A 12,958-nucleotide genomic window follows, 5' to 3' on the forward strand; every position below is an offset into this window, starting at 1 on the left:
AAACAGTGTGCCAGAAACGGGTATGTTCCTGAGACTACACCGTCTGTAATTCAGCAGGATAGGATGTGGGAGCGGGCAGGTTGGTGGTTTCAAACCAACGGAAATCCAGATCGGGGAAGGGGTTATCCACTTCCTTGCTGGCGGCCAGTTGCTCTTCGTTGATTTGATCCTTTTCAATCATCTCGCACAGCTGGTTGAAAAAGGCCACGTGCTTTTCAAAGCGCTCCACGGCGTAGTCTTTGGCCTGGAATGTGGTTACCAGGAAGGGCCAGTCGCTGCTTTCCAGCAGTAAAAGCTCTCTTAAGGCCTGATTAAGCACTTCGATTTTGAGTGCGTCCGTTTCATTGGCGTGCTTCTGAACCAGCTTGCGCAGGCGGACTTCGCACTGGTGAATGGTGGGCCACATCCAGGCGGTGTGCTGGTTGTTCCACACCCAATAGTGACCACCCTGACCCCATGTGCTTTCCGGCAATTCAATGGCTTGTTGCGGCGGATAATGCTCCAGGTACTGGCTGGAGGTTTCCACATCCACGCCTTCGCAGGCATGCAGCATTTTAATGACGTGCTTCAGCCAGGTGACGCCTTCAAACCACCAGTGACCATACAATTCGGTATCAAAGGACACCATAACCAGCTTGGGCTCGCCGGTTTTGTGGTACTGCTCTTTCAAAATGTCGTACACCAGCGATACAAAGTGATCGGCGTGCATTTTGGTTTGGTTTTGAGCCAAAACGGGGTCATACAGCATTTTGTCGCCTAATTCGGCGTCTTTACTGGTTAAGCGCCAGTATTTCATGCCGGAATTAGCATCCTTGCGGTGGAACTCCCGGTACAATCCGTCGCCTGGGTAGCCGTGGGCCGCCGACCACACCTGAAAGCTGGCCCGGTTGTTGCGGCCAATCACCGCTACGGGATAATCTTTCAGCCAGTAGGCTTCGTGCGTGGTCAACCCAGTTTGGCCACGGTTGGGCAGCGGAATGTACTGAATATCCCGGTACACGCCAAAATCCCGGCGAATTTCGCTGCTGACGCTGCCTTCAATGGCATGGTATTCGGTAAAGAAGTGCTTGATGCCATGCTCGAACAGGAAGGCTTCAATGGCCGGGCGCAAGGTGGGCTTTCCGGTTTCCGGATCGACATGCTCTTGGGCAGGCCGGTAGGCGCATTCGGGCAGCCAGATGCCTTTAGGCGCTCTGCCGAAGTGGCGTTTGTAGGATTCCACGCCCACCTTGATTTGGGCCTGAATGCTCTCATCGGTGCCCAGGAGGGGTAAAAAGCCGTGGGTGGCCCCGGAGGTGGTGATTTCAATGCAGTCCGCGTCTTGCAGTTCTTTAAACGCGTTGACCAGATTTTTCTGGTACTTGACGGTAAAGTCTTCCAGAATTTTGGAATAATACTGTTGGTAGTAGCCTGCCAAAAAGCTGAGATGCTCGGAATGGGGCACCTTGGGATCGGGATAGCGCTCCACATCTTCATCAATCACCGCAATGCGGCCTTTGACAAACTTGATGAAGCCTTCTTGCAGATGCTCGTCGGCCAACTGTTCGGTGAGAATGGGGGTTAAGCCCACGGTAATTCCGGCTTTAATGCCCTCTTCCCGTAGTTCGTTCAGCGCGTTGAGCAGGGGAATATAAGTTTCCAACATGCAGTCATAAAGGTTTTCTTCCCCAAAAGGCCACATCCCGGCTTTCCGATAAAACGGCAGGTGGCTGTGTAGCATTAGAACGAAAGAACCGTAATGTTTCATAATCATCCATCCACACCAACATTGCCGCCCATCTTACACGATACAGGCATGCTTTGCAAAGTTGAGGTTATGGCTGAGCTGGATGGGGTGGGTTTCTAAATGGCGGGCTGGCTGTAAAGGCGGCTGTAGTTCCAGTAGCTGGTAAATACTTTTTTGATGTAATCCCGGCTTTGATCGTAGGGGATTTTTTCCACGAACATATCCGGATCGCTGTTAAAGCCGTTACTAGCCTGTACCCAGCGTTTCATGGCGTTGGGGCCGCCATTGTAGGCGCCCACGGCGGGCATGGAGTTTCCGCTAAACAGCTCGTGCAGGTGTGCTAAATAGCGTGAGCCTAACTGAATGTTGATGGCCGGGGTAAATAAATCAGGGGTTTGAAAGCCCCCTAAGCCTTCCCAGCCAGCCACTTCTCTGGCCGTGGAGGGCAATAGCTGCATCAGGCCCCGGGCGTTGGAGGTGCTAATGGCAAATTCGTTGAAGTAGCTCTCTTCCCGCATCAGCGATTGAATCAGGAAAGGGTCCAGCCGGTTTTTACTGCCCGCTTGTCGGATGAATTCAGCAAAATAGACCGGGTAAAGCAGCTTCAGTTCATCCCGGGTGCCTGCGGGTTGAATGGCGGTGCGTCCACTATTGATGAAGGAGTCCTTGACCTGCTGATCCAGGCCATCCCGAATGGCCCGAAGCCCCTTGGCCCGGTCGCCGGAGACCTGGGCTGCCCAGCTCTCGATGCTGGCTGGCACGGTGCCCATGGTTTCGGTGGCCAGCAGTTTCAGGTCTTCGGTGGCCCCAATGCGTTGCAGTTCCTTGGCGGCGTTGCGAAGGTACCAGCCGGTTTGTCCGGCTCCAAAGGCATCGGGCTTGGGCAGGATGTCCAGACTGTTTAAATCGGTATTGGTGGGGGGGTAGTCGCTTCGATTGCTCAGGGTGGGCCAGCCCGGATCGGGGCGGTTCTGGGTGAGAACCCGCAGGCGTCCTGAGGCCCGGAAGGCGTAATAGTTGGCCGGATATAGCTCGGTCAGGCGTTGATAGGCCCGGGTGGCCTCATTGGGCTGGCTTTTTTCCAGCAACTTGCCCACCCAGAAAAGCACTTTGGGGGCGGCTTTACTGTAGGGGTACTGGGCCAGATACTTTTGCCCCTCCTCAATGAACCGGGCCTGTTGCCCGGAGGATAACAAGGGCCACAGCAGTTGCCAGCCGCTTTCCGGGGCGTAATCCCCCTGCGAGTACTGGCTGACAATTTGCCGGTACAGCGCAGGCGCTTGGGCTTCATCCAGTTGGGCCAGCTTCCACAGGACGTAATCGCCCCCGACGCTGGGTAATTTGGACTGAATGGTTTTGAGCAAGGCCATTTGCTGGCTGGCACCACTTGTGTGGGCCAGTAGGGCGTCGATGGCCGCCCGGGTTTCATCGGTGGTCTTGGCGAATGACAGGCCATCAATCAGGGTTTGCATCCCCGCCTGGGTTTGTCCGGCTTGCAACTGGGTTTTTCCAAGTGCCAGCCAGGTACTTTGCCGCTCTCCCTGCGTGAGGTGGGTTAGCGCTTTTTTAAGTTCCTCGGATCGGTTGGCAGCGGCTATGCCGATCAGCGTATGCTCCTCTGGGGTGGGCTTGGGCAGTATTTTCTCCAGCAAATCAGCCGCCTCTCCACTGAATTTGCAGTCCGGGCATTTCTTTAGGTAGCTCTTCAGCAGCTCGGCGGCCTCTGTCCTGGTTGTCTCCGATTTGTTTTTCAACGCGCCCAGATAATACAGGCTGCCAATGGCGTAGTCGGTGTTGGGGTAATCCGTTCGGACGCTCTTAAACGTCTTTTCGGCTGCGTCCCATTCGCTCCCCCGAAACTGGGATTGCCCAATGCGATAGATGGCCGTCGCCATCAGGGGACTGTGGGCATGGCTTTTCAGCAGGCTGTTCAGCTTTTTTTGCACGGCCCATTCGTTGCCTTGTCCTGCGTAGGCTTCCGCCTCATGTAGCCATAAAAAGTCCTGAAGTCCTGGATAAACTGGTTCTATTCGCTTGAATTGAGAGAGCGCCGCTTCATAATTGCTTTCCTGCAGGTTTTTTAGGGCGTCCCGGTACAGAGAGCGGGCGGTTTCCCGATCCACATCCACGGTGGCCACAAAAATCTTCTGTTCCCCGCTTAGTGGCAGTAACACCTCGCGCATGGGTTCCGGTAGCCAGTCGGCTTGCCGGGTGAACCAGATATAGGCCAACAGCACCGTGATAACCCCCAGCCCGGCAAAGGCAAAGGAATACAGGCTCCGCCTGTTGGCTGTGTCTGTTTTCTGGTTTATGGCTGTGGGTGGTTTTAATTTGCTCATGGATAAGCGAATGCACTGACTTGGGGATAACATAAGGGATGAAACTCTAAGCGCTTCTGGTAGTCCATAGATGGGGAACCCTGGGCCTCATACGTTATAGCGTCCTGAAAGGTCAGCCTTGGGGCTTGTTATATAATATATTATTACGGAAAGCGCTTTTCCTGAAACTTTTGGAGGATTGTCACAGTGTTGATTCCATTTTTGAGGTCGCTGTCCTGGCAATCTCTCCGGCCACAGTTTGTTGCTTGCCTGTTTGCGGGTCTGAGCCTGACTGCTTTTTGGCTTGCTCTTTTCAGTACGCCGGTCTTTGCGGATTCCGTGGAATGGCAAACCCTGAAACAGGGCAAGGTGGTGGTCAAGCAATATACGGCTCCCAACACGGTGCCTTCGGTGGAGGCGAGAATACTGATTCCCAAACCGCCGGAAAAAGTCTGGACGGTGGTCAGTGATCCTGAAACCCTTCTGGAGTCTGAGCGGAAGGTAAAACAGGTTAAAGTGCTGTCTCGATCCGCCAACAAACAGAACGTCTCTTTTAGTGTCATCATGACCAGTTTGTTTCCGGCCTTTAACTACATTTTGCTGCAAGAGTTATCGCCGCCGTATCTGATTAATTTTCATCGGGTCAGCGGCAGTTTTAAGGACATTCAGGGGGCCTGGCGGCTCATCCCGGCAGACAATGGCACCAAAACCATTTTGAGCTACACATTGAAACTGGATCCCGGCCCGTTAGTGCCCCGCAGCTTATTGCTGACCGCCGTGAAGTCCGATCTGCCAAATTTTATGAATAACGCCAAAACATCCATCAATAAAAATCTTCCTTAAGTGGGCGATGCGGGGCATGCTGCCAAGGTGTTGTTTATGGGGCTCAATCTCGGATGTCTGATGGATTTGATGTTTAACAGCTTGTTTGTATCAGGGGCTTTCAGGTAGGCTGATCAGTATGAGATCATCCAATGTTCTAAAATTTCCCGGCGGTAAGTCCAGCGATTGGAGCCTTAAGCTGTTTGCCGTGCTTTTCCTGTTTTTTGTGGGGTACATGATCACCCTGGAAATGGGATTTTCCGGTAACGGCTTCATGCTCATCATCCTGCTGGGGGTGTTGTATCAGTTTTTTGTGCGGCAGGGGGGGCGGTATCAGTCTTACTTGCAGCAAAATCGCCTGCTGCTCATCATCCTGCTGGTTGTCTTTTTACTGGCCTTTCAATGGAAGATGTTCCTGGTTTTGCTCATGGCTGGTGCTTATTGGCTGCTGGTGGGGCGTTCCGGACGAGAGGCCCCCTACTTTATCCGCTTTCACATTTTAACCGGCCTGATTTTGAACGCTTTTGTGCTGTTGGCCTATTTTCTGATTTTCTCGGGCTTGCAATTGCTATTGTCTGTATTCAGGTTGTGCGGGTTAACCGTTTTGGTGATTGGTTTAGGCAGTGGGCTGACAATGTTGCCACTGGCCTTTCTGGGTATTTTTGGCCTGGTGGCTCTCTGGTTGTCCTGGAATGTCTTGCTGGGGCGGACACCCTACATCATCTGGGTGACGGCCAATGTCCGGCACTGGGTGTAATTTTTAAGGCAGGCTGCCCACCCTCTTTTTTTAAAAAAGACCGGCTTTACATCTCCTCCGTTTGGAGGGTGTCTCATTCTGGCGACACAGGGATGATAACTCTAGGCTGGCCGGATTGTACCGAGTTAGTGAGTGGTGGAAGAAGTTGTAGGAAACCTGTCTTGATGAATGGCGCTTTTAAAAAATTGTTGGCTCTGATTGTCTTGGCGGTAGGCGTTTGTGCCGTACTCTTTGTGTTCTGGCAAATTCCTACCCAGGATTCAGCCTCAGCGGCCTTTTCTTCTGGCGCTTCCATTGCCGATTACGCCTCCACCTACTCCGGTGTTCTGTCTCGCCCGCTGTTCCCGGAAAAATCCCTTTTCCTGCCCTTGATGCTGCAAGTGCTTTGGTCTTGCTTGCTGGTGGTGGGCATTGTGGTCTCCTCTATCTTTTTCCCGGCGGCACGGCGCTGGATTATGTTGCTGACGGTTCTTACCAGTGTTCGCCATCTGTTGTGGCGGGGCATTGAAACACTGGATTTCAGCTCTCCGCTTTCCGTTTTTATTTCCGTCCTGATCTACGGGGCGGAGTTGACCGCCTTTTTTGCCATGGTCATCGGTTATTTTCAGGTGTGGGGACAAACCGATCATCAGGCCATCAGCATCAGCCGGTTTACCCCGGAGCAATTACCCAGCGTGGATATTATGGTGTGTACCTACGGGGAACCGGTCAGCGTTTTGTATCGTTCTCTGGTGGGGTGTCAGGCCATTGATTATCCCAAGAAGACAGTTTATTTGTGCGATGACGGCAACCGACCGGAAATGAAAGAGCTGGCCGAGAAGCTGAAAGTCACCTACATCAGCCGGGCAGAAAATACTCATGCCAAGGCCGGTAATTTAAACAACGCCATGCGCTACAGTGCCGGGGAGCTGGTACTGGTGTTTGACGCGGATCACGTGCCCTGTAAAAACTTTTTGAATGAGACGGTGGGATTCTTTCTGGATGAGCGGATGGGCTTTGTACAAACGCCCCAGCACTTTTTCACCGATGACCCGTTCCAGCGCAATCTACTGGCGGCTAAGGAAATTAACAACGAGCAGGATTTGTTTTTCCACGTCATTCAGCCGGGCAACGATTACTGGGGCGCTGCCTTTTTCGCCGGAAGCGGGGCCTTGTTCCGTCGGGCCGCCCTGCAAAGCGTGGGCGGGTTCGCTGTAGAAACCATTACCGAAGATGTGCATACCGGTATGCGCATTCATGGGCAGGGTTGGAAGTCCCTGTACTACAACCGGGATTTGGCCGCGGGCATGGCCCAGGATAGCTTTGCCGATGTCATTAAGCAGCGGTTGCGGTGGGCCCGGGGCATGACCCAGATCTACTGTCTGGAGAACCCGCTGTTCGCCCGGGGCCTCAGTCTGGCCCAGCGACTGTGTTACTTTACGGGCATTTGGTACTTTTTCCACGGGCTGCCCCGTCTCATCTTTATGGTGGCGCCGCTCTTCTTTCTGCTGTTTGGCTACAAAACCGTCAACTCCGGTTTTGTGGAAGTCCTGATTTACTATGTGCCCAGCTTTTTGGCCACCACCCTGGGGTATACCATCGTTTCCCGGGGGGTGCGGCACAGTTTTTGGTCGGAGGTGTATGAAACCTGTTTTTGTATTTACCTCAGCCTGACCACCTTCCTCACCTTTCTCTCGCCTACCCGGGCCAAGTTTCGGGTGACACCCAAGGGGGGGCTGACCGAAAAACTGAATTTCAACTGGCGTATTGTATTCCCGCAGGTCATGATTGCCGCCCTGACCGTGGTGGGCATTGGTATGGCCATCATTCGGGGCATCCAGACACCGGAGTATGCCGGGGGGATTTACACCAACCTGGTTTGGGCCCTGTATAATCTGGTGCTGTTGCTGGGCGCTATTTACGTGGCTCAGGAGCGTCCCCAGTTTCGCATCACCCCGCGTATTTTTCGCCGCATTCGGTGTGAGCTGAAATTGCTGGATAACTCCATCGCCGTGGGGTATACCACCAACATCAGTGAAAGTGGCGTGGCGGTGGTCTTTGATGAGCCGGTGCCCCTTTCTGGAACCGTGCTGCTCAAAATTATGGATTGGGATATCAACGAGACCACCATTTTGTCCGTGCAGGTGGTGCGCAGCATTGTGGATGAAAACAACCGTCATTACGTTGGCTTTCAGGTGGTCAACCGCACCGAGGAGCAGCATCAAAAACTGGTGCGCCACATGTTTGGCTTCGCCGAGATTTGGGCCGAGGATTACGTGTACACCCACACCTCCAAATCTTTCTGGCAATTAATGATGACCCCATTCCGCCTGAGTTCGGCGGTGGAAGCCCCCTTGCGCCGGGGAGCGCCCCGTTTTCAGGCCACTCTGTCCTGTGTTTTGAATGTGAACAACCAGTTTGTGGTGGGTTTTTCCAATGAAATCAGTGAATCGGGTGTTTCCGTTTATTTAAAGAAAGGCCCGCAACTGCAAGTGGAACAGCCTGTCCGTATCCGCATTCAGTGGCAATCGGGAGATATCAGCGAGCTATCCGCCGTGGTCCGCCGGATTGAGGATGTGGGCGGTGGCCAGTTGAAAGCGGGACTGGAATTTTCCCAGTTGACCAACGAGCAACGGGTGGATCTGGCCCGACAAATTTATCGCCCCAAAGAGCGCTTGATTCGGGTGGCGCCTTCGGTCAGCAAGTTTATGAACTGTACCCTCATTCCGGTGGATGGCTCCGCACCGGTGGCCGGTATGACCCAAGAGGTCAGCGAGCTGGGCGTGATTGTGCATTTAAAAGCGCGCACCGATTTGCAGATTCGTCAAAAAGTCTGGATTCAGCTCTCCTGGGATGGTCAGCAGGCCGAAAAATACCCGGGAGAAGTCATTGACGTGTCGGTTTACTATGGCAACCATGTGGCCCTGGTTTACTTTGACGGACTGGATATGAAAACGCTGGATCTGTTGAGCGCCCGCCTGCACGAGCCGCCGGAAAGCAAGGCTTTTAAAACCCTGATGGCGGAATAAAGCAGCCTTTCCGTGGATGGAATGCTAAATAATAATAAAAACAAGTATAATGATGAGATAAGTATAAAAGCGTAAGTCAGTAACGTAAGTCAGATCAGTAGTTTCGAGTGTCATTACTTTTTGTGTTCAGTGACCTGACCGCTTAGATGTGAGTACACCGGGTAAAGCGCATAGCGAACTGGGGACAGCCTCCCCTGGAATAACGGGACAGACGAGTAAGATGAAAAAAGAATTGGTTGGAATAACCTTGGCTCTGAGTATTGGTCTTGGCGTTAGCGCTCAGGCCATCACACCGGCGACCATTACCGGTACCGGGGCGATGCAGTGGCGTTATCCTCAGGCTGATTCAAATCCGTTGCCGGAGGACGCCTCGCAAGAAGCCATTGAGTTTCAGGGCCTGGCTCTGGAAGATTCACACCGGTATCAGCGGCTGTATGAGAGCCCTCAGGAGGGTCAGTTGCTGGCCTTGGCCAAAACGCCCAATCGGCCAGCCACCAAAGCATCGGGCGGCGGTAGTTCCGTTTTAAAGCAGGGGATTTCCAACTACAACCGGGGTTTTGTGGCCAAGGCCATTCCGTTGTTTGAGCAAGCCACCCGCCAAAATCCACAAAGCGAAGAAGCCTTTTTATGGCTGGCCCGTGCTTACCAAAAGCAGGGTACACCCGCCGATTTCACCAAGGCCAAAGCCGCCTATCAGCAAGTGCTACAGTTGAATCCCAAGCAGGTGGAAGCCTTGTCCAATCTGGGTGAAATGTGGAGTTGGGACCCGGCCATGCGGGCCGAGGCGGTAACCTTGCTGCAACGGGCCTCGCAATTGAACCCCCGAGAGGCCGGTATTTCTAAAAAACTGGCGCAGGCTTTGTTCTGGCAGGGCAACGCCATGGATGCCCTGCGTTATGCGGCGCCCATTGCCACGATTTATCGTGATGACAAAAAATTTATGGCCGATTACGCGCAAATGCTGTCTTTGACCGGCCATGCCGAAGAAGCCCTGAAAATTTATAGCACGCTGCTACAGAGTGAAGGCGGGCGGCAAAACGCGAGCCTGAGCATTCAGCAGGCCCGGGCCTTGCTGGGCAGTGGTCAAAAACAAAAGGCCCAAGCTCTGTATGAGGCCATTACCCGGGATATTGCCAAAACCCCTTTGGCCAACGACGCGGACACCATTCAGTCTTTATCGTCCCTGGCCTTTGATTTGGGCCTGTATGCCGAATCCTTTCAGTGGGATCAAACCTTACCGGCTGCCGTTCAGCGGACCAAGGACACCCAGTTGCGTCAGGCCCGGGCCTTAACCCGCCTGTTTCGGGTGCCGGAGGCCATTGATCGGTTTCATCGCCTGTATGAAGCGGGACTCCTGAATGCCGGTGAAAAACTGGAGTACGCCGAGTACCTCCGCACGCTGAACTTGTCCCCCGACGCCATGCCTGCCCCTGAGCTGGTGGAAAAACTGTACACCGAAGCCGCTGCCGAATCGCCAGACGACCCGGAAGTCGCTTTACGCATTGGCAGGCTATACGCGGAGCAAAATCGCTTTGATGAGGCGTTGAAGCGCTATCAGCAGGCATTAAGCCATCCGGCCTTGCAAAACAGCGCCAGCGTGCAAAAGGAATTTCTGGATTTCATCAAGACGGACAAATCCCAGCCCGCTGTGGTGGAAGACTTGTTTAAAAACCTGATAGCCCAGAACCCGGATGACGTGGCGACCAAGAGCGCCTATGCCGAGTTCTTGTCCTGGCAACCGGATCGTCGGGCGGAAGCCTTGCGCTTGTACGTGGAATTGGGCAAAACCGATATTGCTAACACGGAAGCGTGGGAAAGCCGGATTGAGGAAGTGCTGAAGTGGCACAAACCCACCACGGCCATGATCCCTGTGTATCAGGAAATTGTGAACCTGTACCCGCAGAACAAGGCCATCTGGATGGCGGTGGCCCGGGCTTACCGCAATGACAAGAACTATTACACCGAATCGGTAGAAACCTACAGCAAGCTGGTCAAGCGTTACCCGGACGATGGCACCATCAAGCGGGAGTGGCTGGGTTTGCTGCTCTCCAGTGAGCGGCATCGGGCCGAGAACCTGCGTTTACTGAAAAAAATGACCGAAGAAGACACGACCGATTTGGACATTCTGGCGGCTTACGGCAAGTTGCTCTCCTATGAGCATAAGCTGGGTGAGGCCATGGACGCCTTTGAATCGGTTCTCAGCCGGAATCCGGAGCATCGGGAAGCTCTGGTGGGCAAGGGATATGTCATCTTGTGGAGCGGTCGCAAGTTGGAAGCCAAAAAATTCTTTCAGGATTTGCGCCAGCAGTATCCTGATGACGTGGATGTGGCCATTGGTCTGGCCCAGACTGAAAAAATGATGGGCCGCTACGATCAGGCCATGAAAATCATTCAGCAAATCAAGCCCCTGATGGATCAAAATCAGGCCGGTTCGGATGCGGTAAAAGCGCCGGAATCCGGTTTTATGCCGCTTCTGGACGCGGGGGCGTCTTACGTGCTGGTAGGCAATACGTCTATCGAGCGTGATTCCTTTCAACGCAATTTGAAGCCGGACTTCCTGATTGAGCCGGTAGGGGTTGTGGATCAGTGCGCTTCCGTGGAGGGCAGTTTGCCGCATGGGAATGCGGGCCTGCCCAAACCGCCGTCTCGACCGGTTGGCTTGCCCATTGGCCAGCAAGAAGCGTCGCGGGTATTGATCGCCGATGCCAGCGCCGATGAGGTGCAATCCTTGCGCTCGGAAATTGACGCCTTTAGCGATGCGGTGGAAACCCTCAAATTGCTTCAGCAAAGTGCCCGTCGGCAGTTGAACACGCTCAACCAGAATATTCGGAGTACGCAGGACGCCGTTCCCGATCAGATGAGTCTACAGGCCCCCGATGAGTCGGGTATGAGTGGCACGTATGTGGCGGATTTTTCCGGTGTGGGCAATCGGTCCGATAATTCGGAAGGCACGGCCAGTCAGACTGCGGGCAACGCGGTTGGCCGCAGTGGCATGACCAGAGCTTATGGTGCCTACACGGCGCTGGATTATGACACTAACCCCCTCTTATCGGGATTGGGTCGCTTCAGGAATGATGATCTGGATGACCTGGAGCGCGGGTTGGCCAACGATTTGCGGCCCATGATCCGCTCCGGGTTTTTATACTCCCGTCAGGGTGGGAACGCTACCACCAACCGGCTTTCCAGTTGGGGATTTCCCAGCCAGTTAAGCCTGTCCCTGACCCCGCAAATTCGGGTTCGGGCCGCCTTTCGGCCCGGTCGCTTCTATCTACCCAATGGGGTTGCGCCGGATAGTACCGCCGGGTTTGAGTATGGCTTTGGCAGCACCATTAAATACTGGGATCGCTTCACTTTGGATGGGGATGTGGCCTTTACCCGCTTTAGCCAGAGTGACAGCACCAACGTGACTTTTCAGGCCCAGGCCCAATACGATTTTACCGATAGCATCCGGGCCAAGGTGGGCATGAGCCGTTTGCCGCAGTACACCTCCCTGTTGACCCTGACTGGTTTAAGACCCGGTCTGGGCGCCTTCCGGGGTGATCTGATCGGTCAGGCCCGTGAAAACAGTATTTACGCTGAACTCAATACCAACCCTTTCAGTCAAAATGTGGACTGGAATCTGGGCTATGCCTGGGCTTGGGTGAATGGTTCCAAAGTCCCCACCAACTACAAGAATCAGGCCTTCACCTCGCTGGGCTATACCTGGCATTACGCGGCCAAGCATCAGGTGCGCGTGGGCTATGAGTTCCTCTATTTTGGCTACAGCAAAAATGCTACCAACGGCTTCTTTGACACAACCGCCGCTGGCGTCACAGATCCGGTGGTCAACCTGAGGCCGGTGACCCTGGCGAATTCAAACTATGTGTTTGGCGGTTATTACAGTCCCAAGCTGTTTATTATGAACGCAGGCCGTCTGGATTTTCGGGGTAGTTTGTTCAACAAGTTTCTGGAATACAAATTCGGTGGCAGCATCGGGGCGCAAACCGTCCGTCTGGGCCATGGCATTCGGGAAGAGGGCAACGGTACCTCTCTCAGCACGGCCTTTGATGCCAACGTGATTTTGAACTTTACGGACTGGCTGGCCGCTTACGGCGATGTGGATTATCTGGACGCGGGCGGACAGTTTAACCGCTGGCGCTTTGGTGGTGGCCTGATCGTTCGACCGCACATCGACGCGCTCTCGCCCATCATTGGTACCAAACCGGCCAAGATGTCTTCCAAATAAATTTAGTATATAATAATTATGTACTTGGTAAGCGTTCGATCAGTAAGTGACGATGAACTCAAAGCCGTTTGAAATTATGCGTTGGGAGTCTCCCGATTCCCC

At 53.8% G+C, this 12,958-nt stretch carries 6 protein-coding genes; 4 read left to right on the forward strand and 2 right to left on the reverse strand.

Annotated elements, in window-relative coordinates; all coding sequences use genetic code 11:
- Positions 1 to 34: 34 nt before the first annotated feature.
- Positions 35 to 1,753 carry a glycoside hydrolase family 57 protein gene (locus tag DF283_RS01555; RefSeq protein WP_333782273.1) on the reverse strand — a complete coding sequence of 573 codons (1,719 nt, stop codon included), beginning with the start codon at positions 1,751 to 1,753 and terminating at the stop codon, positions 35 to 37.
- A gap of 89 nt (positions 1,754 to 1,842) precedes the next feature.
- Positions 1,843 to 4,098, reverse strand: coding sequence for a lytic transglycosylase domain-containing protein (locus DF283_RS01560; RefSeq protein WP_303672872.1), 2,256 nt, complete (start codon positions 4,096 to 4,098; stop codon positions 1,843 to 1,845).
- A gap of 153 nt (positions 4,099 to 4,251) precedes the next feature.
- Between DF283_RS01560 and DF283_RS01565 the strand changes: the two genes are divergently transcribed.
- The 4 genes from DF283_RS01565 to DF283_RS01580 all read left to right on the forward strand — a co-directional run bounded on the left by DF283_RS01565 (position 4,252) and on the right by DF283_RS01580 (position 12,856).
- Positions 4,252 to 4,887: an SRPBCC family protein gene (locus DF283_RS01565; protein WP_303672874.1), complete on the forward strand. Its 636-nt coding sequence runs from the start codon at positions 4,252 to 4,254 to the stop codon at positions 4,885 to 4,887.
- A 118-nt stretch (positions 4,888 to 5,005) separates the two neighbouring features.
- Positions 5,006 to 5,623, forward strand: coding sequence for a hypothetical protein (locus DF283_RS01570; protein ID WP_303672876.1), 618 nt, complete (start codon positions 5,006 to 5,008; stop codon positions 5,621 to 5,623).
- A gap of 164 nt (positions 5,624 to 5,787) precedes the next feature.
- Positions 5,788 to 8,631 carry a glycosyltransferase gene (locus DF283_RS01575; protein WP_303673095.1) on the forward strand — a complete coding sequence of 948 codons (2,844 nt, stop codon included), beginning with the start codon at positions 5,788 to 5,790 and terminating at the stop codon, positions 8,629 to 8,631.
- A 247-nt stretch (positions 8,632 to 8,878) separates the two neighbouring features.
- Complete coding sequence (locus DF283_RS01580) at positions 8,879 to 12,856, forward strand: tetratricopeptide repeat protein (protein ID WP_303672877.1); 3,978 nt, start codon at positions 8,879 to 8,881, stop codon at positions 12,854 to 12,856.
- The last annotated feature ends 102 nt before the right edge of the window (positions 12,857 to 12,958 follow it).

The sequence above is a fragment of the Vampirovibrio chlorellavorus genome (genome assembly GCF_003149375.1).
Classification (GTDB): domain Bacteria; phylum Cyanobacteriota; class Vampirovibrionia; order Vampirovibrionales; family Vampirovibrionaceae; genus Vampirovibrio; species Vampirovibrio chlorellavorus_B.